23 protein-coding genes and 3 pseudogenes are annotated in these 24,544 nt (G+C 42.4%); 7 read left to right on the top strand and 19 right to left on the bottom strand.

Annotated features, from left to right (window positions below; genetic code table 11):
• Positions 1–102 precede the first annotated feature (102 nt).
• Both JMX70_RS03905 and JMX70_RS03900 read left to right on the top strand, forming a co-directional pair.
• Positions 103–495 (top strand): hypothetical protein, encoded by a 393-nt coding sequence (locus JMX70_RS03905; protein WP_201589756.1) that lies wholly within the window; start codon positions 103–105, stop codon positions 493–495.
• A 234-nt stretch (positions 496–729) separates the two neighbouring features.
• Entirely contained in the window at positions 730–1,692 is a 963-nt protein-coding gene (locus JMX70_RS03900) for a DJ-1/PfpI family protein (protein WP_201589753.1), read from the top strand.
• 92 nt (positions 1,693–1,784) lie between these two features.
• Here the strand turns inward: JMX70_RS03900 and JMX70_RS03895 are convergent, their stop codons facing one another.
• Both JMX70_RS03895 and JMX70_RS03890 read right to left on the bottom strand, forming a co-directional pair.
• Complete coding sequence (locus tag JMX70_RS03895) at positions 1,785–3,116, bottom strand: valine--pyruvate transaminase (protein WP_201589749.1); 1,332 nt, start codon at positions 3,114–3,116, stop codon at positions 1,785–1,787.
• A gap of 320 nt (positions 3,117–3,436) precedes the next feature.
• Positions 3,437–4,138 carry an IS1 family transposase gene (locus JMX70_RS03890; protein WP_201589746.1) on the bottom strand — a complete coding sequence of 234 codons (702 nt, stop codon included), beginning with the start codon at positions 4,136–4,138 and terminating at the stop codon, positions 3,437–3,439.
• Positions 4,139–4,202: 64 nt separating this feature from the next.
• On the opposite strand from JMX70_RS03890, the pseudogene JMX70_RS12655 reads away from it, so the two are divergent.
• Positions 4,203–4,491 (top strand): annotated as a pseudogene (locus JMX70_RS12655) (IS3-like element ISPar2 family transposase); the annotation flags it as partial.
• Positions 4,492–4,580: 89 nt separating this feature from the next.
• On the opposite strand, the gene JMX70_RS03880 reads toward JMX70_RS12655, so the two are convergent.
• The 5 genes from JMX70_RS03880 to JMX70_RS03860 form a co-directional block, all read right to left on the bottom strand.
• Positions 4,581–5,024 carry an MgtC/SapB family protein gene (locus tag JMX70_RS03880; protein WP_201589743.1) on the bottom strand — a complete coding sequence of 148 codons (444 nt, stop codon included), beginning with the start codon at positions 5,022–5,024 and terminating at the stop codon, positions 4,581–4,583.
• Between the two features lie 56 nt (positions 5,025–5,080).
• Positions 5,081–6,004: a DUF808 domain-containing protein gene (locus tag JMX70_RS03875; protein WP_201589740.1), complete on the bottom strand. Its 924-nt coding sequence runs from the start codon at positions 6,002–6,004 to the stop codon at positions 5,081–5,083.
• Positions 6,005–6,063: 59 nt separating this feature from the next.
• Positions 6,064–6,588 carry a TIGR00645 family protein gene (locus JMX70_RS03870; RefSeq protein ID WP_191690782.1) on the bottom strand — a complete coding sequence of 175 codons (525 nt, stop codon included), beginning with the start codon at positions 6,586–6,588 and terminating at the stop codon, positions 6,064–6,066.
• A gap of 292 nt (positions 6,589–6,880) precedes the next feature.
• The gene (locus JMX70_RS03865; protein WP_201589737.1) at positions 6,881–7,948 is read right to left on the bottom strand and encodes a DUF475 domain-containing protein; all 1,068 of its coding nucleotides are present in this window, start codon (positions 7,946–7,948) and stop codon (positions 6,881–6,883) included.
• Between the two features lie 383 nt (positions 7,949–8,331).
• Positions 8,332–10,104, bottom strand: a complete 1,773-nt coding sequence (locus JMX70_RS03860) for a potassium/proton antiporter (RefSeq protein ID WP_201589734.1) — start codon at positions 10,102–10,104, stop codon at positions 8,332–8,334.
• Positions 10,105–10,276: 172 nt separating this feature from the next.
• Here JMX70_RS03860 and JMX70_RS03855 point away from each other — a divergent pair, with 172 nt between their 5' ends.
• Positions 10,277–10,636 (top strand): hypothetical protein, encoded by a 360-nt coding sequence (locus tag JMX70_RS03855; RefSeq protein ID WP_201589731.1) that lies wholly within the window; start codon positions 10,277–10,279, stop codon positions 10,634–10,636.
• A gap of 48 nt (positions 10,637–10,684) precedes the next feature.
• Here JMX70_RS03855 and JMX70_RS12700 read toward each other — a convergent pair.
• The 3 genes and pseudogenes from JMX70_RS12700 to JMX70_RS03845 all read right to left on the bottom strand — a co-directional run.
• A pseudogene (locus JMX70_RS12700) lies at positions 10,685–10,765 on the bottom strand (transposase); the annotation flags it as partial.
• Between the two features lie 262 nt (positions 10,766–11,027).
• Entirely contained in the window at positions 11,028–11,330 is a 303-nt protein-coding gene (locus JMX70_RS03850) for a helix-turn-helix domain-containing protein (protein ID WP_068408813.1), read from the bottom strand.
• A 4-nt stretch (positions 11,331–11,334) separates the two neighbouring features.
• Positions 11,335–11,679 (bottom strand): type II toxin-antitoxin system RelE/ParE family toxin, encoded by a 345-nt coding sequence (locus JMX70_RS03845; protein ID WP_201589728.1) that lies wholly within the window; start codon positions 11,677–11,679, stop codon positions 11,335–11,337.
• A 341-nt stretch (positions 11,680–12,020) separates the two neighbouring features.
• Between JMX70_RS03845 and JMX70_RS03840 the strand changes: the two genes are divergently transcribed.
• The 3 genes and pseudogenes from JMX70_RS03840 (at position 12,021) to JMX70_RS03830 (ending at position 14,836) form a co-directional block, all read left to right on the top strand.
• The gene (locus JMX70_RS03840) at positions 12,021–12,224 is read left to right on the top strand and encodes a hypothetical protein (protein ID WP_201589725.1); all 204 of its coding nucleotides are present in this window, start codon (positions 12,021–12,023) and stop codon (positions 12,222–12,224) included.
• Positions 12,225–12,774: 550 nt separating this feature from the next.
• On the top strand, positions 12,775–13,203 hold the full coding sequence (locus JMX70_RS03835) for a PaaI family thioesterase (protein ID WP_191690772.1): 429 nt from the start codon (positions 12,775–12,777) through the stop codon (positions 13,201–13,203).
• 351 nt (positions 13,204–13,554) lie between these two features.
• Positions 13,555–14,836: pseudogene (locus tag JMX70_RS03830) on the top strand (IS256 family transposase).
• 440 nt (positions 14,837–15,276) lie between these two features.
• Here JMX70_RS03830 and JMX70_RS03825 read toward each other — a convergent pair.
• The 9 genes from JMX70_RS03825 to JMX70_RS03790 all read right to left on the bottom strand — a co-directional run bounded on the left by JMX70_RS03825 (position 15,277) and on the right by JMX70_RS03790 (position 24,536).
• Positions 15,277–15,633 carry a DMP12 family DNA mimic protein gene (locus tag JMX70_RS03825; protein ID WP_144297952.1) on the bottom strand — a complete coding sequence of 119 codons (357 nt, stop codon included), beginning with the start codon at positions 15,631–15,633 and terminating at the stop codon, positions 15,277–15,279.
• Positions 15,633–16,511, bottom strand: coding sequence for a hypothetical protein (locus JMX70_RS12570; protein ID WP_265089125.1), 879 nt, complete (start codon positions 16,509–16,511; stop codon positions 15,633–15,635). Before JMX70_RS12570 ends, JMX70_RS03825 begins: the two co-directional genes overlap by 1 nt.
• Positions 16,508–16,696 (bottom strand): PAAR domain-containing protein, encoded by a 189-nt coding sequence (locus JMX70_RS12450; RefSeq protein ID WP_265089124.1) that lies wholly within the window; start codon positions 16,694–16,696, stop codon positions 16,508–16,510. The genes JMX70_RS12570 and JMX70_RS12450 overlap by 4 nt, the downstream gene beginning before the upstream one ends.
• 484 nt (positions 16,697–17,180) lie before the next feature.
• Positions 17,181–19,802: an ABC transporter permease gene (locus JMX70_RS03815; RefSeq protein ID WP_227671161.1), complete on the bottom strand. Its 2,622-nt coding sequence runs from the start codon at positions 19,800–19,802 to the stop codon at positions 17,181–17,183.
• Positions 19,780–20,478, bottom strand: coding sequence for an ABC transporter ATP-binding protein (locus tag JMX70_RS03810; RefSeq protein ID WP_201589722.1), 699 nt, complete (start codon positions 20,476–20,478; stop codon positions 19,780–19,782). The genes JMX70_RS03815 and JMX70_RS03810 overlap by 23 nt, the downstream gene beginning before the upstream one ends.
• Complete coding sequence (locus tag JMX70_RS03805) at positions 20,475–21,296, bottom strand: arylesterase (protein WP_201589719.1); 822 nt, start codon at positions 21,294–21,296, stop codon at positions 20,475–20,477. The genes JMX70_RS03810 and JMX70_RS03805 overlap by 4 nt, the downstream gene beginning before the upstream one ends.
• Positions 21,297–21,386: 90 nt before the next feature.
• Positions 21,387–22,664, bottom strand: a complete 1,278-nt coding sequence (locus tag JMX70_RS03800) for an MFS transporter (protein ID WP_201589716.1) — start codon at positions 22,662–22,664, stop codon at positions 21,387–21,389.
• Between the two features lie 374 nt (positions 22,665–23,038).
• Complete coding sequence (gene nqrM / locus JMX70_RS03795) at positions 23,039–23,284, bottom strand: (Na+)-NQR maturation NqrM (RefSeq protein ID WP_201589713.1); 246 nt, start codon at positions 23,282–23,284, stop codon at positions 23,039–23,041.
• Between the two features lie 121 nt (positions 23,285–23,405).
• On the bottom strand, positions 23,406–24,536 hold the full coding sequence (locus JMX70_RS03790) for an FAD:protein FMN transferase (protein WP_201589710.1): 1,131 nt from the start codon (positions 24,534–24,536) through the stop codon (positions 23,406–23,408).
• Positions 24,537–24,544 lie beyond the last annotated feature (8 nt).

Here is a 24,544-nt window from a genome sequence, read left to right as displayed (position 1 = left end):
GATTAGCAAATGCTTAATCTACCTTTTTTATTCTCAATGTATAATTGGCTGTTTTTCATTTATACTCAGTTACTTTTTACCTCTTTTACACGGAATAAAATCGTGGATTTTTATCTCTTTAAAAACGGTGTCGTCGATGCTACTGGCTTAGACAAAGACGCCTTACATATCTATGTGGGCATTGGCGTCTACCTATTAAGTTTACTTTTGCTGCGTCCAATTTTTAAAAAATACAGCGTTAGAGCCTTTGTCGCTTTGATTTTGGTGACCGCCATCGCTCTATTGGGTGAATATTTGGACAATCGCCAGACGATTACCGAACTTGGTGTGGTAGGGTTAAAAGCGGTAGAAATAAAAGCCAGTATCCATGATGTCGTGAATACCTGTCTGCTGTCTTACATAATCTACGGCTTGACCGTATGGACAAAGACGTTTCAATCAATCAATACCGTCAAGCCTATGATTAAACGGCAGAAAAAAATGGACTATCGCTAAGTCCATTTTTTATTGTTTATAAGCTCATTGCTTTGCGCTTTTTACTCTGTTACTTTTTTAAAGCGCCAAATTTAAGCAACTCACCATTTACAAAGCTTACGAAAGTCAAAAAACTCTGGTCTATTTAATGTGTTATGAGTTTGCTACCTTACAATCAGAAAGGTAGCGACAGGCAATTATTCTATCTTTTCTAATTATCAATCTAATATAAGCAATAATAAAATAGGAAAAGTTATGAATATCTCAGACCTTAATATCAGTGAAATAGTAGACAAAGCCAAAGACACCTTAGGTTTAGAGCCGCAAGAAGCCGAAGATGGCGCTTATACCCCTTCTAAAGCTTCGCTTAAATTGGCAGCGCCTAACAAAACCAACTACGATCATAGCGAGTACGAAGCGCCATATCGGGGCAACAAAAAAATCCTGATGGTCTGCACCGAGCGGCAGTACATGACCATGGCAAATGATAAGAAGTTTAAGACTGGCAATCATCCGGTTGAGATGATGGTGCCGTTGCTGCATTTTAAAAAAGCAGGGTTTACGGTAGATGTTTTTACCCCAACCGGGGAGGCTGTAAAAGTCGAGCAGTGGGCAATGCCAGAGGACGATGACGACGTCAAAAAAATCTACGCTGAATATGAGTCTAAGCTTAACAGTCCAAAAAGTATCGCCGATTTTGTCAAAAATGATATGGAAAATAGCGAGGATTACGCAGCAATCTTTATCCCCGGTGGGCATGGGGCAATGCTGGGCTTGCCTGAAGATTATAACCTTGGCGAGTTGCTACGTTGGGGTTATGACAAGGATTTATTTACCTTAGCGATTTGTCATGGACCAGCGGCTTTATTGGCAGCCAATTTAGCAAGTCCTGATCGCTCTGATAAGCCTGATAGCGCTGACAATACTAATAGCGCCGATAAAGATGATAACGCCAATCGCGACTTTATCTTTAAAGGTTATGAGATGGTAGCGTTCCCGACAGCTATGGACAAGCAAATGCCAAAAATTGGTTATTTACCCGGTACGATGCCGTGGTATTTTGCTGATAAGCTTAAGGCGTTGGGCGTTACCATTGATAATAAATTGGCGACGGGGCAGACACATCAAGATAGAAAGCTGATCTCAGGCGATGGACCCTTGGCGGCCAATGATTTTGGTAAGATGAGTGCTGAAGCTTTGTTAAAAGCGCTGCGCTAAACCGTTTAGATTCAGTCATAGTATAAAAAAAACGGACTATTAATAAGTCCGTTTTTTTGTTTTTATGATTCAATATTTTTTTAATAAAAGATTTAGTCTTTCTGACTGTTAGCCTTATCATAAAGCTCACGCACCACTTCACCAATCACTGCAATACCATCGGTCAAAGTCTGCTCATTAGCAGCGATACTCATTCGGATACATTCATGTGCATGCTGATAATTACTCACATCGACACCGGGGAAGAAATACTCACTCGGTACGATAATCGTGCCTTTGTCTTTGAGAATTTCATACAGTTCAGTGGTGTTAATCGGCAAGTCTTTAAACCATAACCATAAAAATATCGCACCTTCAGGCTTGTGAATCATTAGCGGATAATCACCCAACGCTTCTTTTAACAGCTTGACCGCCAATGTCGCTTGCTGTTGATAAAAGGGTTTAATCTCATTATCCGCCAACTGCTTGATACGGTCATCGTTCACTAATGGTGTCGCAATCGCTGCCCCAAAACGTGTCGGTGCCAGATTGACCACTGCATTCATAGCGCTGACCGCTTCGATGACTTTCGTATCGGCAACGATAATGCCGGTACGCATACCGGGCAGACCAATTTTAGACAGGCTAAAGCACAAAATCGTATTATTATCCCAGTTCAAATGCGCGTTAGAGTAGATGATATTCGGGAAGGGCATACCGTAGGCGTTATCGATAATCAGCGGTATCTCATAACGTTTGGCAAGCTCGGATAAATGCGCCATTTCCTCATCGGTCAACACATTGCCCGTTGGATTGGTCGGACGCGAACAACAAATCGCACCAATACGACCTTCCTTCAATGCTGACAAGTTTTCTAACGCGTCAAAATCTACCCGATATTTAAAGAAACCTTCCTCGCCATCATGCGTCACTTCATCGATATGCGGTAATACCGCGGCGAAATGCTGACCTTCGACATGCACATCGCTATAGCCAATATACTCAGGGGTTAATGGTAGCAAAATAGATTTATCTACCAATTTGCTCTGTTCGTCAACGAACGCACCACCAAATAAATTAAACAAGTAGAAAAAAGCATTCTGTGAGCCATTGGTCAAAGCGATGTTTTCTGCGCTCAAACTCCAATCATAATGACGATTAAAGAAGCTAACTAAGGCATCGATAAAGGCAGCATCCCCTTGTGGATTGGAGTAATTTGCCATACTAATAATCGCGCTACTATTCGCCTCACCGGTATCGTTGTCAACGCCAAGCGCTTTATAAGTCTCTAAAAATAGCTCATTAACCGCATCAATCTTAGCAGGATTACCACCACCCAACATGTTGATAGGCTGATCGCTTTTTAGCGCATCGCCCAAGTCATCCATGAGTTGTGAGATGCCAGTTGGCTGGGTAAATTTTTGACCGAACTTTGAGAATTTCATAAGGCTACCATGCTGTTTTTGAGGATTTTATAAGGTAAGATTTAATCGATAAAGTGGGGCTAGTATAGCAAAGGGTTGCGATAAAATAAGCAAAGTGCATGGTTGATACTGACTTATATGTCTATATAGGTTGTGAAGCAAAAAAACGCCTTCTAGGTGAGTAGAAAGCATTTAGGTTAAGTTGAGTACGTACGGCAACAGGTGACGTATTAGATATACATATTCTTGCTTGCCAGCACCAACATGTTCATAATAAAAAATATGAAGTTATTTTTAAAACACTTAGAAAAGTTGGTGGTGTTCTAAAAAGTATGCTGACATCAGACATAGCCATAATTGATATAAAAGAATACCAAATCAAACACTTTTAAGTGATTATCGAGCTTCTTAGAGAAACAACAGGTTTTTCTAACGGCTCGTTTTAGTCGGTGTCTAAGGCGACAGTTATTGCCTTCAATACCTATCGTATGCTGTTTGCCAACTTGTTTGTTATCTGGTTTAAAGGCCGTTATGAAACTGTCCCAATTGTCCATACTGATTGAGCCATAGCTGACTTTGAGCTGCTTTAGATGCGCTCTTAGTTTCTGAGCCGTTTTTAAGTCGCGTTTGCCCCAGACATAAGCGACAATCTCATTGGTAGCACGGTCATAAGCGTAGATGAGCCAGACTTTACGCTTCTTGCGATACACGTAAGTCCAGAACTCATCAACCTCTAAGCGTTCATAGTAGCGCTTCTTAGGCGCAATCTTATAAACAGATGAGCCTATGGTGCTAAGCACTTTACCAATGCTAACTGAGGCTATAATAGCAATGTCTCTAATGCCACAGCCTCTCACTGTCATTAGCCGTATCTTATCTTCTATTCTAGAGTGACAGCCGTTATAAGTTAGGGCATGATCGCCAATAAACTGGCGTTTGCAGTCCTTACATTGATAGTTCTGCTTGCCATAGCTTTTTTTGCCGTATATCGAAAAACTGGGACTGTGACAGTCGGGGCAATCGATCTGTATTTGTGTCTTCATAACCTCAAATATATCATCTTGCCTCGGCTGTCACTCTCCTTTATTAACTCAGCATACTTTCTGATACACCACCGAATCTCTTAAAACAAATATATTGTAGGATGCCATGTCAAAAAAGTGGTAGGGTCCTGAGGCGCAGAGCCCTAGTTTGTTACTATATTAAAGAGCATGACATCAGTATCTGCAGAGCTTATTTGATCTTTAACATCAGTGTCACCTGTTATTATCACAAGTCTGTGGCTACTGACGAGAATAAGCAGATAGCGGACTTGCTAATAGATCTGACTCAGCAGAATAAGAATTGGGGCTTTGGATTGTGCTTTTTAAGCCTACGTAACGTGCTGGGACTGCCATAATAGTAAATAAAAAACATGAAATAAGTCCATTTATCGTTTCTAGCTATTTGATCCGTTTAAAGTATACAAACCGTGACGAATAATAATTATTCAAGATTATCTTTCACTTTGAAAGGTTCCGAGAATTGTAGGATTAAGAAATTGACCACCGACAATATGATCGCAATCTCATAACGCCCATAAGCAACAGAGATACCAATAGCAGCAGTATTCCATAGACTCGCAGCTGTCGCAGTGCCTCTTACAGTATTATCGCCTTTAAAAATCGCCCCGCCACCAATGAAACCCATACCTGTAATAATGGCGTACATGATTCTCGCTTCGGGTTCTGCTGCACCTCCATGATAGATATCGACAGCCACTAGCATGAAAGCACAGGAAGCAATACTGACTAATGGGAAAGTTCTGAGTCCTGCACCCTTATCTTTCATCTCACGATTAAGCGCAATCGGTAGGGAAAGCACGAAAGCAATTGCTAATTGAATTAGGTGATACGCCATTAATTTTAAGTTTAAATCAAATTCAAACATGGTTTATTGCACTCTTTAAAAGAAGGTTAAATGAACAAGGGTGATTATCGTTATTTTTAATGCGTCGAAGATGACTTATTACTGCGTAATTTACCAATCATGGTGACAATGGCCACGACAATAACACCGACGACTAAGCCTACTAACGCATTTAATAGCATCGTTGTTATGCTTTCAAATATGCCAGTTAGATGCGCTAAGTCTTCCACTTCATGATGCAAAAAACTGATCCCGTGCACTAAGATACCGCCGCCCACTAGAAACATAGCTAATGTCCCAGCAATCGATAGAAACTTCATCAGCTTTGGTGCCGCAGACAATAAAATCCCACCTATTTTCTGCTTTGCACCGTTCGTCTGTTTCATTAGGTAAAGACCTAAATCATCCATTTTAACGATACCCGCTACTAAGCCATAAACGCCTACTGTAATGCCAATAGCAATAATAGACAGCATCACGCTCTTCTCTAAAAGCGTCGCTCCAACTGCTGAGCCGAGTGCAATTACGATAATTTCAGCCGATAGAATAAAGTCGGTGCGCACCGCACCTTTGATTTTGTCCTTTTCAAAAGCAACCAAATCAATCGTCTCATCAGCATTGGCACGTAGACGGGCTATTTGTTCTTCATCGTGAGGTAAGATATGTGGCCAGAACTTATGAATGATTTTTTCAGCACCCTCATAAGCCAAATAGACACCTCCGCACATCAATAAAAACGTGACTAATGGCGGGTAGATGGCACTAATCAGCAACGCTAATGGTACTAATATAAGCTTGTTAACGAATGAGCCTTTGGCAACGGCCCAAACTACTGGCAGCTCACGGTCGGCTTTAACGCCTGAAACTTGCTCAGCATTAAGGGCCAAATCATCACCCAATACTCCTGCCGTTTTTTTAACGGCAACCTTGGTCATGATCGACACATCATCTAATATCACACTGATGTCATCAAGCAAGGTTAATAAACTGGCTCCTGCCATGTGCGCTCCTTTGCGTCTATTTATATAAATTAATTGATAGGTTTTTTATTAAAGTCTTTCTAATGTTTTTTGGTATCACCGACAATCTTATCCATCAAAGCAAATAACAGGCCTGACAGTACAAACGTCATATGTATAATCACTTTCCACATCAATCTATCAGCATCACCTTCGCTCATCTCTTTAGGTATATCCATAAATGATTTAAGAAGATCAATCGCAGAAATGGCAACGATGGCACCAATCACTTTGAGTTTTAGCCCAGAGAAATTGATTTTTCCCATCCATTCAGGACGGTCCTCATGATCTCCGGTATCAATTTTTGAGACAAAAATCTCATAACCACTAAATATGATGATAAGCAATAAACTTGCGACCAATGACATGTCGATAAGCGCCAACGCACCAACGATGACATCGGCTTCAGATGCACTGAACACATGAGTCGTCATATGCCATAGCTCTTGAAAAAACTTAATAAATAACAAAATGATACCGAGCACCAATCCTAAATAGAACGGGGCTAGCAGCCAACGACTATTAAATATGGTTTTTTCTAATCTTTGTTCAGCTTTCTTCAGCATTTGTGTCTCTTGTTGTTGGCAATATAAATTTTTAAATATAATACCCCACTCTCAACTTGTTTTTCTAAGGTATTGGTTTACTTAGTTTTTAAAATTTCAGTTAAAACAATTAGAATTTTAAATTCTATAAAAACCAAAAGCCTACGATAAGTTGAGATTGGCGTATATAATGTCTATTATTAGGTAATAAAAAGCAATGCATATTAGAAAAAAGGTTATACCAATTGTTTGGTATAACCTGTTATTAACGATATTCTAAGATAATGATTTTTTGCTTTACATTGTATACACTCTAAGCAGTGAGTTTATCCTGTTGCTTACGGTGTTTCAGTGAAGCCAGCAGGGCCCAACCAATGAAGGCAATACCAATCAAACCTGTGATAAGCTCTGGCACATGGAATTTCACCGACAATAGCATAATAATGGCTAGAGCACCGATGGCATAATGCGCGCCATGCTCAAGATAGACAAACTCATCAAGCGTGCCTTTATCGACTAAGAAAATAGTCATCGAACGTACGAACATCGCACCGATTGCTAGACCGAGCATAATCACGATAACGTCATTGGTAATCGCAAAGGCGCCAATCACACCATCGAAACTGAATGACGCATCAAGGACTTCTAGGTATAAGAAGCCGATAATACCGCCTTTCATAATCGCACTGGTCGCTGCTGCGCCCGAGCCATTTTCTTTGTTTTCTAAGCCCTCTTCGAGATCACCTTCAAGCATACCCGAGACCACTTGTACGCCAAGGTATATTAAGATACCCCAAACGCCTGCAATCAATACCGCGGCGGATTGCTCAGGGTCAGCAAATGATACCGCAATCATCAACACAATAAGCGCGACAAAGACGCTCATGGCATCTACTTTGCCAAGCTTTGCCAAACGGCTCTCTAACCAATCAAACCAATGCACTTCTTTTTCATCAAAAATGAAGTTTAAGAAGACGAGCAATAAGAAGATACCACCGAATGCGGAGATTTCAGCATGGTGCGCCATTAAACGGGCAGAGTATTCTTCTGGTTGATACAAAGCCAGTTTGATGACTTCTACCATAGCAAGCTCAGCAGTTACTGCGACAATGACAATAGGGAATACCAAGCGCATACCAAATACAGCAATCAAAATACCAACGGTTAAAAATATCTTTTTCCAAAATTCATCCCAGCCTTTGAGGACTGAGGCATTAACCACCGCATTATCGAATGATAATGAGATTTCCATGACGGCCAAAATAGCGGTAATAGATAAGGTTGCGATCAAACCGCCCATCCCGCCATGTGAATATCCCCACCATGCCGCGATCGCTAATGCAATGGCGGTAAAGATAAAGTCTAAATAAAAATGTCTCATGACACATCCTGTCTGGTTGCGTAAAGCTAAGTGTATCTACTAAAAGTATGAGGCATAAAAAAAGTGGCTATCGTGAGCCACTTTCCTATGTGATTTTTAATAGAATATAAAGTATTTTTGAAAAATCTTCTATGTAGAATTGTCACTGTATTTTTTATGCTTTGGCGATTAAAAACACCTTATATATTGATAATAATTCTAAGCGTAAGACACTGATTAAATAGAATTATGCTATTTTGGGTATACCCTAGCGAGACCAGTAAAACAGACCATAATTTGAGCTAATAAGTTACCTAAAATGGACAATGTTAGCAGGACTATTAATTGTCTTAAATGGTTGCCTTTCAGCTAATAGTCCATGTTATGTCTAATAATGATAGATACTATGCCACTGCTGGCTTTTCTAGTTGTTTTAGTCCAATCGTTTTCAGTCTTCCCTGGCCGTCAACTTCTTTAATGACTAATAACCACTCATTATTAATCACAACCGTATCGCCTGCTACGGGTGCCATCTTTAAGCTATCCTTAATATATTCAGCAACCGTTTGTTCCCACATATTATTCGTGTTCAGGGTATCTTCTAGAGATTCGAATTTCATCCTATCGGTAAAGAAAGGCACATCTTTAAGTTTGACACTCGGCGATAGCATCCAATCGCCATAAAAATCATCGATGGCTCTGCGGTCTAACGTAGTGTCATTAAAAACAGTCGCAATCTGATCGGCATAATCGCCACTCATGGCATACCATACGCTATCGCCAAATTTGAGCTTAGTCTGTTCATTAATTGCCAAGATTTGCTGACCACGCACCAAGGCAAAAACATGGATTCCTTCAGGGCTGATACGCGTAGATATATCCTTCGGATGACGACCAATTGCAAACGCGCCTAACTTTACTTCAAATTCATACAACGTAATACTTGCTCTATCTGACACCCACACTTCATGCTCTTCTTTTGGGCCCTTATTGTTAGGAATACGCACCTTAAACAGATTGGCCATAAAAGGAATGGTCGTCCCTTGTAACACCAACGATAAGACCACCACCCCAAAAGCGATATCAAACAGCATAAAGGCATTGTCTACCCCTGCAATCACTGGCAACATGGCAAGGGTAATGGGCACTGCACCACGTAAGCCGACCCAAGAGATAAAGCCGATCTCTCTATTTTTAAACTTAAAAGGTAAAACACTGGTATAGACTGCAATAGGACGAGCCACTAAAATCATAAAGGCAGCAATGGCCACTGAATAAGGCCAAACTTCAAGAACGTTCGATGGCGTGACCAATAGGCCCAATACCACAAATAACACCGCTTGCGACAACCACGCAAAGCTGTCCATCACGCGCATGACATGCTCAGTTGAGCGTACCTTATGGTTGCCAATCATAATACCAGCGATAAAGACTGCGAGAAACCCACTACCGCCCAGTAAGTTAGTGGCAGAAAACACTGCTAAACCCGCCGATAATATCAAGATGGCATACATGCCTTCTGCCAAGTGTATTTTGGGTAATAACCGAGAGAGGAAGTACCCGAAGAACAAGCCCATTCCTAGACCAAAGCTAAGCTGCTGTAATAGCAGCCCTAAAAAGCCTAGCGCTGTCTGCCCAGCGGGGTCGACATTTAAAGCAATTAATCCTGTGACTAATAAAATCGCTAACGGGTCGTTGGCGCCAGACTCAAGCTCCAAAGTTGCTTGGACGCGGTCGTTAAGCTTAACACCGCCATTACGCAGCAGTGAAAACACCGCTGCCGCATCGGTAGAACCAACGATTGCCGCTAGCAATAGCCCAAAGCGCCAATCGACATCAAGCAGCCACGTGACGAATACACCCAGTATCATTACGGTCGCAAGTACGCCCCACGTCGCCAGTGTGATGGCTGGTTTTAAGCCAACTCGGAATGATTTAACAGAGGTGCGCAACCCGCCATCTAACAAAATACAGGCTAAGGCTGCTTGTCCGACAAAATTGGCTATCGCATATTGAGAAAATTCAATACCCAAGATACCTTCTTCACCAGCAAGCATCCCGACGACTAAAAACAATAGCAAAAGAGGTACACCCAAACGTGCTGATAAAGTGCTCGCCATAATACTGGCAAAAATTAACACTGCTCCTACGAGATACACGATATTTAAGGTATCCATGTTTCATTAAGCCCTATTTTATAATACTAAGCTGTTTTAACCAGAACGGGAGTAACATTTACCCATTGCTTTCAACGGTTAATTATTGTTTTAACATACTCCTTAAGAATAACTGAGGTATGCTTGTATGTTGGTAAATATCTTATTCTACTATTGCTAAACGAGTCATATTATGAAAAAAGAGACACTGACAGGACTGTCTATTATTACATTTGCAGCATTTTATATTTGGATTCAAAATGGCAGTAACCCATCTGATAAAAAAAGAAACACTGAACTCGAACAAGCTCAAAAAACATCAAAGATTGCATTGCTAACGAAGTGCCAGAAAGCAGTACAGCCCATGCTTAAAGGCTTTAAGTCTATGGACATTAAACGAAAAAACACAGACTACAGACGATTAAATAATGGTAACTTTGAAGTCATAACACATTACTATGCTGAAGATAACTTGGATGCGGCCCCGCTCATTATCGTCGACTGCTTATTCGATAAAGATAGCAGTTTATTAGAAACAGCGCAGGTTAAATAACTTCCAGTATAGCTATGGAGCTGTAGTAAATAATACTTAAATATCACACCTTTTTCTGAAATTTTTTAAGCTGCTCATGCTGCTGGCCATTTGCTCAGCCAGTTTTTTAATATCGGATTGAGTAGTCATTGCTTATTCTCCTGTTATTGAATTATAAGCAGTTGCACAATTTTTAGGAAAAGCTTTTCAATCTGGCATTAAGTTACTGATTCATTTCGGCTATACCCGAGCGGAAACAGCTATATCACCCTTTAAGCCCATTGATAGACTGTTTAAAATAGACTAATGCAGTAAAACCACTTCAAGCGTACTATTATTAGCATATTTTTAATAAAAAAAAGCCAACCATAAGAGGGTGGCTTATTAGCGTTTGAATCACTCGAATTCATTATTACACATTAAAACCTATGTGCTTCCCTGTTGGCAGCTCAACATCGATACGAAGCTTACCACCCATAGCTTCAACATATTTTTTCATGGTCGATATTTTAAGATCATTGCCGCGATTTTCTATAGCAGACAATGAAGGCTGCTTAATACCCATGGTTTGAGCCAGCTCTTTTTGAGAGATCTCTAACTCTTCACGGATACGAGACAGCTGGTTTTCTAAAAGCAGTTGCTCTGCCAGTTGTTTAATACGCGCTCGGCTGTCTAAAGAGCGCTCAGCTAACATCTCTTGTAATGTCTTAGTCATATCATCAATCTCCTAAAGTTCTGAGGTGACACTCATACTGTTGGTCTGCAGTGGCTAGCATTTCTTTATAAAAACGCTTTCTATTACCCTTATCACCAATACAAAGCACAATAGCTTGCCGCTTTGGGTCAAAGGCAAAAAAGGCTCTGAGTGGCTTACCTTTGTGCTGAACACGTAACTCTTTCATGTTGGTAAATTTCGAATCATACACCGTATCCACTAAAGGGCGACCTAAGCTTGGACCTTGCTGTTCTAAAACCACCAAAGCTGCCAGTACTTTTTCTTGCGTTGATTCATCTTGCTGATCAAACCATTGGTTGAACAGCTCTGTTGTGATGACAGTCCACATATAAAAACCAATATATAGATTACAGTCTATATAATACAGCTAATCAAGACAGTCTGCAATTAGAACGAGCAGCTTTAGCGCGTCTTATTACTGGCTTACGACATTATGATCAGCTCTTAACAACCTATTCTTAGTTGTGATAGTATTTTCTATCGTATAACGATACTGGTTTTTAGTTATTTTCGGACAACTTAGAACCTGATATTCAAACCAAGATAGCAATACGCAAATGATGTTAAAATACAATCAGAGAAGTCTATAGACCACTAAAACACTTGGGAAACGACTAAGAGTTCAACGCCCTTACAACGCACTAATCACGATTTAAGGGAAAAATAACTTTGTATAAATCAGAGCAAGCAAGACAAGTAATTTATCATCAAGACCCTACTGTTAACACTGACTGGTTAGACGCGGTTACGATTGATACCGACAGCAAGAAAACAACCAAAGCAGAGAACGAGCAGCTGACAAAAGGATTTGTTAGGGGATTGATAGCAGGTAAAGTCATTGGCATTGAGTCGCTCGATGATTTAAATTTTTGATGGTCTGCTAAAAATCAGCACACCTTCATCATAATGACGAACCCTAAAAAGACATCAGTTAGGCGGAATAAAAACTGATTGTTGGTGCGGGTGTTGATATTGAGAAAAATACATAATAAGAAAGCCCGTAAAAACTGGACGTACAACCGACAGTTTGTGTTCTAGGATAGAAGTCAAACTAGAGCATGTTTAAAAAAATCTAGCGGCAACCATCGCAGACAACATAAAAATTTAACCAGCAGTTTCAATTGCTCGTATGAGAAATCTATTATTATCCAATCCTGCGCCCTTAGTTTTTATAGTTAATCAGTCAATATACACACTAATCTTTCTCAAATGCTAGCTAATTGTCTTTTTTCAATTCTTACAGTGGGACTGAACCAGTGAAAGGACCTGATAAGCTATCATTAGCCTATACCTCTCAGCAAATCGTCAAGGACTTTAAAACTAGTGCTCTGAACTAAAACGGTTCTATAACTTTTTATCGTAGTAAGGGGGAAAGTTAGGATAGGATAGAGGTACCAATAACAGTTAGATTAAAGGAAGCCCTATGTCAGCAACCAAGGAAGAGATAGCTGAGTTCATGAAGTCTGAGTTCCCTCAAGCAAAGTACAAGATTGAGGCAGTAAATAGCAGTGGGTCAATTTTATCCCATGATATCAGTTTAGATGATTTGAGACCTGGAGGTACTGTATCGGGACCTGTAATGATGGGAATTGCTGATGTGGCTCTTTATGTGGCTATCTTAGGTAGAATTGGCATAGTACCATTAGCAGTAACCACGAGTCTAACTATCAACTTTTTACGTAAACCAACTGCAAAATCACTCATTATTGCTGAGTGCAAACTGCTAAAAGTTGGAAGAAGTCTAGTCGTAGGTGAGGTTTCTTTATACTCAGATGGATCTGACGAATTAGTTGCCCATGTTGTGGGAACCTACTCAGTACCACCAACCAAGAACAAGTCTGAAAATATGTAAAAGATATCAACTTAAAGCCCTTTGCTCAAATCCTAGTGAAATAGATCAGGCGTTTTTACTGGTATAGTTCTCTAGTGAGGACTTGAATCTTTGGCTGTGGGCTAAGAAATAGTCCCAGTGTACTTACCATACAAATTTTATTTGTGATCGGTGCGCTACACAGACTGTAATACTCAGCATGAGTATTACAGTCTGTGTATGTGATAGCGTAGGTCAGCATTATAATATTAAGCTTATATAACTATAAAATAGATACTTCTAGCCAATACGCAGGGGTTTTCCCTCTAGAAGCTTGGAGAGTTTCCTAAAAACTGTGTAACTGCTTATAATCCCCTAACAGGAGAATAAGCAATGACTACTCAATCTGACATTAAAAAACTGGCTGAGCAAATGGCTGGTAGCATGAACAGCTTCGATGACATCAAAGACTTTCAGAAGCAGCTCATGCAATCCTTTATTGATACTGCCTTAGAGGCTGAGATGGAAGACCATCTCGGCTACCCCAAGCATGAAAAGGCGGATAAACCTAATAAGCGTAATGGGCACACTAAAAAGACCGTCCGCAGTGACACAGGCGATCTTGAAATCTCCACCCCAAGAGACCGTGATAGCAGCTTTGAGCCTGTACTCGTTAGTAAGCATCAAACCCGTATCTCAGGTCTCGATGATAAAATCATATTTCACTACAGGCTTAGCCTTACGTCTTGCGCTTCGGGCAAGTGTCTCCCAGACACTTGCTGATCCTCGCTCATACGCCAAGGGTCAAACCACCACCGAGATTGTAGAGAGCATTAAAGAGCTCTACGATGTCGACATCTCAAGCTCTCTTGTCTCAAGAGTCACCGATAACATCATAGACGACATCACCGCATGGCAGAACCGGCCATTGAGCAGCGTCTATCCTATCGTCTATTTGGACTGCATCGTCGTTAAGGTACGCCAAGACAAGCAGATTATCAACAAGGCGATCTATCTGGCCTTAGGCGTGGGACTTGATGGTAAAAAAGAGTTACTTGGCATGTGGCTGTCAGAGAATGAAGGCGCTAAGTTCTGGCTAGGCGTTCTCACTGAACTACAAAACCGCGGGGTACAAGATATCCTCATTGCCTGTGTCGATGGCTTAAAGGGCTTCCCTGATGCCATTAACACCGTCTATCCAAAGGCACAGGTTCAGCTGTGTATCGTACACATGGTGCGCTATTCAATGAAGTTTGTGCCGTGGACGGATAAAAAGGCCGTAGCGGCTGATTTAAAGGCCATCTACGGCGCTGATACCCTTGAGATGGCAGAGGCCAATCTTGAACACTTTGATGAGACTTGGGGGGATAAGTATCCGCATGTCATCAAGTCTTGGCGTAATAACTGGGAGGGCCTCACGGTGTTCTTTGAGTATCCTAAAGACATCAGAAAAGCGATTTATACCACCAATGCCATCGAGTCATTAAACAGTGTGATTCGGACAGCAGTGAATAAGCGTAAGGTGTTCCCGTCTGATCAAGCAGCATTCAAGGTAGTATATCTGGCAACCCAGCAGGCATCGTCAAGGTGGTCGATGCCAATCCGTAACTGGACGTCTGCTCTGAATCGCTTTATGATTATGTTTGATGATCGTATCAGTAAGCATTTAATCTAAATGGCAGTTACACAGAATCTGGGATGGGCTCTATATAATTTCTTATCATTTTATTTTTCCGACCACAATTGCTTGAAAATGATATTTTTGAAACTCTGAAAAAGTTAAGTCTGACTTAAGAGGTCTAGCGATTTCTCCCCATGTAAATAATTTTAGCTTGATAGCATCAGAGGGTTTTACATCACTTCTTATGGAACTACTGTCACTATTACGTAGCTGGTCAGTCCAGACTACCCAATGATTAGGATGGTTGACAGTTGGTAAACTTTAAGCAGAATTATAGCGACAACAAAGCAAAGATATAGGGCATGGCCGCTAACGCCCTATGGTTTTTGGCTAACTTGTGACCTGAAATTTAAATAAAAATGGAGTACTTCTTGTTCTTAATCTATTCATCCTCCGACATGTTTGCTACCGACGTTTTAAATTATATGCAAGCATCAAATATGTATAAATAGATCTCTATTATGGTCAATTGCATATTTCAAGATATAAATCATCTTTTCAATATTTTTATCCTTCGGTGTGTCCATATTTAAAAAAGCATCATATACCTTTTCAATCGTTTCAATATCATGTATAGAGTCGTCTTCGCTTGGTTCTAGTAGTTCACCAGTCTGTTCAGAGATCGTGTGCCATAACCCTTGCGCATGATAATACTCGACTTCATCAGTAGTAAGGGGTAATACGGTATCAGCTTCTAAATTATCATTTCCCCAATCTATTGTTTCAACGTAATCATCTATATTAACGTCAACAGGTAGGCAAAAAAAGCGGTAATTAGGTTCATAACTCATTAGTCTGTATTCCTTAAATGTGTTTGCTTTTGCATATGATCTTTGGCTTCCTTCCCTTTCAATCCACCTGTAGGAGGAGGTTTACCATTTGGTGAAACATACTGTTTTCGCGTATTGTCGTATATTCTAAAATAATTATTTTCATTATCCTTAATAATAGTATGACTATCGCTTGTATATCTTGTCTTTACACCATCTTTACTAAGAACACCTTCTGCATTTGGTGTAAATTTTTCATGACTGTCTTTTAAACTTCCTTTCGACCAGTTAGGACTAAATTTTTTATAGTTCTCAGCTCTCTTTATCTTAGCTGAGTCTACTACTCTTTTCATAGGGAATGAAAACTTACTCCTGATGACATACTGTCCAGCTTTGACAGCTGCTTGAGCAGATTTAACCGCGAATCCTGCTGGTAGTGTCAATATATCAAAAGCGAGCATATCTCTTGCTGCAATTTTTTTGACGCCTTCACGAAATTTTGTTTCGTCACCACCAACGTGTATATACATAGCTTCAAGTTCTGCCTGATAACGAAGCTCTTCAGGAGTACCAGCCGTACCAGATATGTATGCTGGTCTATCAATACCTCCCCCTCCTTCGTTAGGTTCACCAGCATAAGTATTACCTGCTACAAGAGTACCCTCAGCTGCATCATCCTCATTATCAAAAGGCGTAAAGCTGACAAATAAGATATCTCGATCGTTGTTATCAGACTCTGATGGTTGGTTGTCTTTAGGCGCTGCAAAGCTAGAAAACACTGATTCTGGATCAGACTTAGGGAATTGTATAGGCGCTGGCTGCTCAACGCCCATCACTTCAAAATCAGACTCACAGAACGACTGCTGAACCGCGATCAGTTTAGCACCGCAGCTGGTCACATCTCCTGCGCGAGCAATGGGTGCACCATCGACAATAAACGAGGCGTCCCCTTTTTACATTTTTTACAAATGACTTTATCGCCTTTACGCGATATGGGAATACCGTTGTGAGTCGTGTGTGGTGAGCCACTAATCACCTTACCGCCATGAGTTGTAGTTGCGCCTACGGTGATATAAGCTGCCATAGTATCGTCCTAAATATCGCTAAGACATAGATTTTAACATAATAAACGAACATAAGTTTACAAAAGCCATAAGATAGTTACCACCATTCAAGTCTTCACTAGAAAACCAAACAGACTTATATGGCCTAATATTCAAGGTACTCTTTGATAGGACGTTTATTAAACTGTGTAGGGTCTTTTTTAAGACGGTTAATCATTTCAAACTCCCACATCTTAGGGTCTTGAGCTGCTGGACTGGTAGAGCTAACCAAATGGTTGTAATCGGCAACAAAGCTGAGCCTTTCCTAAATTTCGTGTGAGTATTTCTACAATCTAAATGATAGTTACACAGTTTTTAGGAAAGGCTCAAGAATTAAGAAATTCTCTCTTATGTTATACCGAAACAGTGCTTTGTTTAATTTATCTTCAAACTTAGACTTGCAAATAATATCGAATCAAAAAGCCCCTGTTTAGGGACTTTGCAATGCTAGAAATTTTTTCACCCCTAAATCATCGCCCGAACCCGCGCCATAATCCCGCGCCCAATCACCAACCTCACATAAATAATGGCAATGGCAAACAGCAATACGACTAATGCCACACCGCCAATAGCCAAACTTGTCCACGGCACACTAAAGCGCAGATTAAACCATTGGGTAATAGCGGCCCAAGCACCGATATTAGCGATAATAGCCGCAAATAAAGCGGCACTAATCCCAAGTATGCTAAGCTCTAAGATATTGAGCATATAGAGGTCGCGCTTTTGCATACCGAGCAGCCTAAATGAGGCGCTGTCTTTCATGCGGTCTTGCGAAGTAGACAGTAGCGAGCTAATCAAAACCATGATGCCTGTTAACAATGCCAGTAAGGTGAAGACGTAAACCAAGCGGCTCATTTGTACGACCAATTCTTGGACTTGCTGCGCGATTGCTGTGCCGTCGATGGTCGTTACCGCAGGAAACTCGCGTACTAACTGACCTTGGAGCTTTGGAATATCATCCGCTGCGACATGGGCGGTGGCAAATTGGATTTGCGGCGCAGCTGCTAACACTTCAGGCTCAAATAAAAAGTAAAAATAGGGACTGGGTCCTTTTTCATAGCGCGAACGGATACTGGTGATTTGCCCGACGATTTCAATCCCTTGGATATTAAAGCGCACCTGATCACCCATACCGACGTTTAGCAAGCTGGCTGCCGTATCCAAAATCGATAAGGGCGCAACGGTTTGTGCTGGGTCGTTATCTGAAGTCTTAATAGGGGCATAAAGCTTGTCGTTTTCTACCGCATCAGTGATGAATTCAGTGTCCATCACCGTATCGGCGTAGCTCAAATTAAAGACCCGCGCCGGGTCATCAAAGCCGTCAGCAGGCTCGATATCTTGTACGGGTATATTATTAGCCGTGACGACACGCGCACGAATGACAGGATAATAGCTGACAGGGGCAGCAATAATATTATTAATCTCGTCATGCTGGTCGCTTTGAATATCGAGTAAAAATAAATTGGGCGCATCTTCAGGATAGGCATTAATAAACTGGGCATTGATACTATGATTGAGCGTGGTAATCAAAGTTAAAACCGCCACTGACAGCGATAAAGTGACAAAAAATAATGCTGACTGATTGCCTTTACGGGCAAGGTTATGGATAGCAATACGCTGCATCCAGCTGATATTAGAATGCTTGGCAAACTTAGTCAGCAGCCATAACCAACCGCGAGCCAATAGCCAAAATATCGCTACGAAGGCAGTTAAGCCTACTAACAGCTGCGCACCTAGTAACAGAGAATTGACTTCATAAGCGAAAAACACATAGAGACCAACTAGCATCAATCCATACCAAAGTAACGGCAGACTCCGATACCACGGCAGATTTTGCGAGTTTGTGCTTGCACCTTGATTAAGCAAAGTCGCAGGCTTGGTGCTACTTAACGTGCTTAAACCACGCTGAGCGATAAGCAAGGTCAGCACTAGCGCGATAATAATGGTTTTAATGGCGCTAATTGGGTTAATAGCTAAACCAACATCCGCTGGCAAGATAGCAATCAGATACGGCTGACCGACTTTAAGTAAGCCAAAACTCACGATAACCGCGGCCACACAGGCGATGATAGTAGTAACAATCAATAGCTGATAGTAGCTGCGTTTTAAGGATTTAAGCGGCTCACCTAATGCCAAGCGAATGGCATTACTAGACTGCTGCTTGGTCACAAAAGCGGTAATGACACCGTACATCGCAACGGCTGATAATAACAATACGGCAATGACGAGCAGCTTTAAAAACATCAAAACGTTGTCAGAGATACGCGAGACAGAGGTATCTGCTGACTTGGCATCAGAGAGCTCAATATCAGGATAATTATTGAGTATTTGCGTCAGCTTATCTCGCTGCACGGCCATTAATTCAGGCGCGCCGGCCAACTCAATACGATAGTTAATACGGCTACGCTGTCCTAATAAATTGGTCGCCGCGAGCGCATCCTGATGCATCAAAACCCGCCCACCAAAACCAAAGGCAGTCAGTGGACGGTCAGGCTCTTTGGTCAGCACATCACTAATAATAAACTCAGCATCACCAATGGTGATTTGGTCACCGACACTGGCGTTTAAGCTGTTTAGTACTTCAGGCGCGACGACGACATTAGCAGCGCTTAATTGCTGCCATAATGGTTGCCCCGAAGCAAGCTCAGCTTCTCCGTATAAGGGATAAGCCGGAGAGACGGCTTTGACGCTGGCAAGCAAGGTTTGCTCATCGGTCACCACCATCGCGCTAAACTGATAGTCATATACTATTTGTGTATCAGTAACCGTCTCTACCTGCGTTAATACTTCGCTTGGCCAATCTTGCTTACTGTTTAAAATCAAATCGCCGCCAACGAGCGCGCGCTGATTATCATTGATATAAGTATCAACCGATTGCTGAATAGAATCTAAAGTCAGGTAAGTGGCAAGCGAAAGAACTAGCGTGATTAAGAATAAGACGGGGTATATCCAGCGCTGCCACCAGCTACGACTTAAGGCTTGCGCGCCCAAGTTTTTTGAAATTAACAGACGATTAAATAGTTGGCTTATGATGCCACGCGAATCAGTCGACTCATTATCCATGTTATCCATTGATTTTTGATCCATCTATCATACCGTCATGCATGGTAATGACACGATCTGCCATCTCCGCTAGTGCGGCATCGTGGGTGACGACCACCAGTGCAGAGCCAACTTGCTGGCGTAAATCTAATAACAGCTGCATCACTTGCTTGGCATTTTGTTCATCTAAGTTACCGGTTGGTTCATCGGCAAAGACGATTTTTGGCTGCGATACCAACGCACGGGCAACTGCTGTTCGTTGCTGTTCTCCACCTGATAATTGGTTAGGTAAGCTATCACGCCGATGCCCTAAATCAACCGCTGCAATCAATTCATTGACGCGTGCTTTATTCGGACGGCGGGCAATATCAAGCGGAAAGGCAATATTTTCAGCAACAGTTAATGTCGGTAATAGATGAAACGATTGAAAGACAAATCCCATCTCACGTTGGCGAATGACCGCCAGCGTATCTTCATCAAGGCTGCTTAACATTTGCCCTGCCAACTCAACCGAGCCACTATCAGGATAATCTAACGCTGCTAGTAATCCGAGCAAAGTCGATTTGCCCGAGCCAGATTTACCCATGATGACCACAAACTCGCCCGCATCGACATGGATATCGACGTCTTTAATGATGGATAATGATTGCTCACCGACTTGAACGGTTTTATTCAGCTTGGAGGCGGTAAGTAGCGCTTTGTTATTGGCTGTAGCGGTCATTGGGTGGTCTCAGTAGGCGTGCTAGGTTTCGTTGCCGTATCGGTATAGGCTGCTTCTAGCTTTTCGATTTCAGGTTGCAGAATTGGCAAAATATTGTCGTTAACGATAATAGTATAGCCTTTCTTGGTTGGATGAATGGCATCGGCTTGGTTTAATTCTGCATCACCGCCCACACCGTCTAAAAAGAATGGAATCAGCGTCACATTCATATCTTTTGCCACCCTTGGATATATCGCAGCAAACGATTCGACGTAGTCAGCGCCAAGATTGTCATAAATCTGCATGCCGCCTAAGATAACCTCGCTACCATTATCCTGTAAGCGCTTAATAGCGGTGCGAATATTGGCTTCTACCGTTGCCACATCGATACCGCGCATGGCGTCATTGGCACCAATGGTCAAAATGGTGATATCAGGTTTGGTCTGCAACACCCAATCGAGTCGATTGACAAGCCCGGTACTGGTTTCACCACTCAAGCCTGAATTGATTACTTTGACGTCCTTATAGCCAAGCTCTTGTAAGCGAGCTTCTAGCTGCGCCGGATAATTGGCATCATTGTCAACGCCAAGCCCTTCAGTTAACGAGTCACCCAGTGCCAAGATGGTTAAAGGTGCTTGCTGCTCAGCTGAATGCTTAGATGGAGTAGATTCTGGTGTTTGAGGTTCAGCCATTGTCGTATTGACGGCCGGATTATTATTTTGAGTGTTATCAGCCGTTTTAGTGTCAGGCTGCTGTTGACAACCGCTAATAGCGATTGCGAGGCTCAAGGCGGCGACCGTAAGCAAACGCTGCGGTAGGCGAGAGGGTATGTTTATCATGATTCTGCTGTCCTAAATACAATAAAGTCAGTCTAGCAGAATCAGGTAAGCCGCAATATGGTACAAAAGTTAATTGATTGAAGATAAAAATTAAATCTTTTTACCATCGACCATGACTGGGCGGCTGACCAGCCAAGCAAACCCCACGTTGATAATCATCAATACCAGCATAATGAATAACGGTAAATCCCAGTTGTTCGTTGCTTCGTGCAACCAACCGGTGCCAAGTGGACCAAAAAACGCAATCAAATAACCAATAGCTTGCGCCATGCCGGACAGCTCGCTTGATTGATTGGCGGTATAAGTACGCATCGAAAACAGCATCATACTTAAAGTGAAAATCGCCGAGCAGCCCATGCCCATTAGTCCTGACCATAGCCAAGCATAATCGGCAGACAGATAAGTGAGACCCAAGACGCCGAGCACGTTTAGTGACGCAGCAAAGATGGCCAGCGCTTGTATAGGACGGCCGCGGTTGACGAGCCACGTTAAGCTTAAAATAGCGACCGGTGCCATAAATTGAAAGACGGAAGCCATTTGCCCCGCGCTCACCGCTGACAACCCTTTACTTAGCCATATCGACGGTAAGAAACTGGCAACGGTATAAAAAAGCAAGGACTGTAAGCCCATAAATACCGCAATTTGCCAAGCAAACGGCGTGCGCCACATCGAAATGTGCGATGGCGCTTTCTCGCCTGCCGCAAGCGGTTTGATGGGCTGATGATTTGATGAACCCAAACGCAGCCGTAGCACTACCCAAATGATTAAGGCAAACAAGCCTAAAATCGACCAGCCACCCAGCGCCCATTGCCAGCCAAATTGCTCAGATAACGGCAAAACCACGCCTGCGACAATCCCTGCCGAGACGGTCATGGTAAGACTAAAGAAACCAGTAATCAGCGGAATATGGTTCGGTGTGCGCTGCTTAATCACCGGAGCAGCAAGGGTATTGGCAAAACCAATTGCCAATGTCAATAGTAAGGTGCCGCTTAAAAAGCCAATCCAAGTCGGAATGACGCTACGAATAACCATACCTGCGGTTAATAATGCAATCATCGTGATCAGCGTATTTTCAAGCCCAAAACGCTTCCCAATCGTAGGGGAAATAAAAGCCCCAAGCGCAAAGGTCAGCATCGGCACCGCACCAAGCCAACCAATTTGGGTTTCGGAGATATCAAGCGCCCCTTGTACCACCGGTGCAATAGAACCCAGCGCCACAATCGGCGCGCGCATATTGGACGCCAATAAAACCATAGCACATAGCACGAGCCAAAAAATAAAGCGCGATGAGGGCAGCTTTAGGTTTGCTGGCGCATCTGGTTGAGATTGGGACGGTATATCAGATTGCAAATTAGGAGAGGTAGACATAGCAGCACGACTATTAAAATAAAAAAAGGACACGTCATTTATAAGCACTGACGCAGCAGCACTTATAAATAACCCCAAAGCCCGTCGATAAGACGGCGCTCAAGACCACATATTAGAATATAGAGTATAAAAACACTTGCAGAAAGCAAGTCATATGAACTTGCTACCCCATTTATCAGGGTAAAGTTAGTATATGAATAGTGAAGTTTTGGCTTTGCTGATAGCGCTTATGATAAAAAGGCTTTTATATAAACGCTAAAGTAAAAATAGCGTCAGTCACCGTTAGTTTGCAAGGTTAATTGCAAAGGACTCGACGCTATTATAAGAATAGAGGGCGGCTAAATACTACCAACGTATGGTAACAAATAGCAGGTTTATACCGACTTGCCTAATTGCGCAGCCTTTAGCGCGGTTTCTTGCTGCTGGCCAACCAGCGATTCGCATTTATTAGGGTCGTTACCACAAAATGAGCAAAACTCATCACCCATCAATTTTGCCACACCACCGCACGAACCTCTAAGCGGCTTTTTTTTGACCATATAACCGATGCCCATAAAGATAAAAAACAGCATAAAGACGGTAAAGGTAACAGCAAGCATGGGAAGCAATTGGTTAAGCATAGAGATAACCTCTCGTTTAAAATATGAAGCAGCCATCTAAGCAATGACTTACTTATAGTATAGCAAAAATTTGCCTCGCCCGTTTGTGCTTAGCAGGTTATTACAGTCTAGACGTTTGATACTAAGACTTTTTATCGGCGCGTAAGGTTTTCATCGCCGGCGTTTCGACCACTTGCCAATCATCAACGCTGTCGGTCGCCGTGTCTGCTGCAACACCTTTTGCCAAAATCACAAATAAAGCTGCGATATCATGCTCTTTCGCCGTAGCCAGCGCTTTTTCATAAGGCATGGCGGTCAAGGCCGTTGCCCACGCATCCGCCAGCGCCACCGTTTCTGCAGCGACCGTTACTGATGGCGCACCGCCTACGATTGGCTCACCTGTGGTTGGGGCAATAGTATGGCTATAGTGCTTACCATCGAAAACAACGGAGTTGCGATAGTTGCCAGAAGTAGCAAGCGCCATGCTAGCGCCATTATTGATAGGCTGGCGAATCATCGCCATTGCTTGCCGAGTACTTACCGTACTGCCCTCAATGGGTGCATCAATAGCGATTTGCCACGGCTGCTGCTGGGCGCTAACGCCTGAAGTCGCCACTTCGCCGCCAATCTCAACCATATAGTTGCGAATTTGATAAGTGTTCTTAAGCACATCGGCAATGACGTCGACGCCATAACCTTTAGCCACCGCCGAAAAATCAAGGCCAACGCCGTCTTTGGTTTTATAAATGCTGTCATCTTTTTGAATGACACTGTCAAAATCGACCAAAGCTTTTGCTTGCGCAATCTCAAGCGCCGTTGGCGGACTTTGTAAGCGCTCAACCGTCATGGTACTGCCAAAGCCCCAAGTTTCTATCAAAGGCATTACCGTTGGGTCAAAAGCGCCGCCCGATAGCTCATAAACTTGCCTTGAGGCTTGCAACACATGGCTAAAATCGGCGTCGATAGCAATCGGCGTATCTTTGCCTAATTGGTTAAATTTAGAAATAGTAGAGTCGGCTTGATAGGTCGACATGCTGTCGTTTATATCTTGCAAGCGCTTATCAATTGCTGCTTGTATGGCAGCTTCATCAGCGCCTTTGGGTAATTGATAACTGATGTGGTAGCTGGTGCCCATGGTCTCGCCGCTAAGATTGTCGTAATCGGGCTTTTGCTGGCAGGCGCTAAGCATGAGTACAGAGCTGATAGCAATGATGGTTAAAGAGGCGGATTTTAGGGGTTTGTTAGGAGTAAGAAAGGTGGTTAAATTTGTCATATAAGTCA

The sequence above is a fragment of the Psychrobacter pulmonis genome (assembly GCF_904846465.1).
Classification (GTDB): domain Bacteria; phylum Pseudomonadota; class Gammaproteobacteria; order Pseudomonadales; family Moraxellaceae; genus Psychrobacter; species Psychrobacter faecalis.
The sequence above is the reverse complement of the archived record's forward strand: the minus strand, read 5'-3'. Positions and strand labels throughout refer to the sequence as shown.

Bases quoted from the DNA above. Each gene is read 5' to 3' on its own strand.
- JMX70_RS03805 (WP_201589719.1), bottom strand. From the start codon at position 21,296: ATGATAAACATACCCTCTCGCCTACCGCAGCGTTTGCTTACGGTCGCC.
- JMX70_RS03790 (WP_201589710.1), bottom strand. From the start codon at position 24,536: ATGACAAATTTAACCACCTTTCTTACTCCTAACAAACCCCTAAAATCC.
- JMX70_RS03855 (WP_201589731.1), top strand. From the start codon at position 10,277: ATGAAAAAAGAGACACTGACAGGACTGTCTATTATTACATTTGCAGCA.
- JMX70_RS03835 (WP_191690772.1), top strand. From the start codon at position 12,775: ATGTCAGCAACCAAGGAAGAGATAGCTGAGTTCATGAAGTCTGAGTTC.
- nqrM (WP_201589713.1), bottom strand. From the start codon at position 23,284: ATGCTTAACCAATTGCTTCCCATGCTTGCTGTTACCTTTACCGTCTTT.
- JMX70_RS03880 (WP_201589743.1), bottom strand. From the start codon at position 5,024: ATGTTTGAATTTGATTTAAACTTAAAATTAATGGCGTATCACCTAATT.
- JMX70_RS03900 (WP_201589753.1), top strand. From the start codon at position 730: ATGAATATCTCAGACCTTAATATCAGTGAAATAGTAGACAAAGCCAAA.
- JMX70_RS03860 (WP_201589734.1), bottom strand. From the start codon at position 10,104: ATGGATACCTTAAATATCGTGTATCTCGTAGGAGCAGTGTTAATTTTT.
- JMX70_RS03810 (WP_201589722.1), bottom strand. From the start codon at position 20,478: ATGACCGCTACAGCCAATAACAAAGCGCTACTTACCGCCTCCAAGCTG.
- JMX70_RS03870 (WP_191690782.1), bottom strand. From the start codon at position 6,588: ATGCTGAAGAAAGCTGAACAAAGATTAGAAAAAACCATATTTAATAGT.
- JMX70_RS03875 (WP_201589740.1), bottom strand. From the start codon at position 6,004: ATGGCAGGAGCCAGTTTATTAACCTTGCTTGATGACATCAGTGTGATA.
- JMX70_RS03815 (WP_227671161.1), bottom strand. From the start codon at position 19,802: ATGGATCAAAAATCAATGGATAACATGGATAATGAGTCGACTGATTCG.
- JMX70_RS03825 (WP_144297952.1), bottom strand. From the start codon at position 15,633: ATGAGTTATGAACCTAATTACCGCTTTTTTTGCCTACCTGTTGACGTT.
- JMX70_RS03890 (WP_201589746.1), bottom strand. From the start codon at position 4,138: ATGAAGACACAAATACAGATCGATTGCCCCGACTGTCACAGTCCCAGT.
- JMX70_RS03845 (WP_201589728.1), bottom strand. From the start codon at position 11,679: ATGTGGACTGTCATCACAACAGAGCTGTTCAACCAATGGTTTGATCAG.
- JMX70_RS03865 (WP_201589737.1), bottom strand. From the start codon at position 7,948: ATGAGACATTTTTATTTAGACTTTATCTTTACCGCCATTGCATTAGCG.
- JMX70_RS03895 (WP_201589749.1), bottom strand. From the start codon at position 3,116: ATGAAATTCTCAAAGTTCGGTCAAAAATTTACCCAGCCAACTGGCATC.
- JMX70_RS12450 (WP_265089124.1), bottom strand. From the start codon at position 16,696: ATGGCAGCTTATATCACCGTAGGCGCAACTACAACTCATGGCGGTAAG.
- JMX70_RS03800 (WP_201589716.1), bottom strand. From the start codon at position 22,664: ATGTCTACCTCTCCTAATTTGCAATCTGATATACCGTCCCAATCTCAA.
- JMX70_RS03850 (WP_068408813.1), bottom strand. From the start codon at position 11,330: ATGACTAAGACATTACAAGAGATGTTAGCTGAGCGCTCTTTAGACAGC.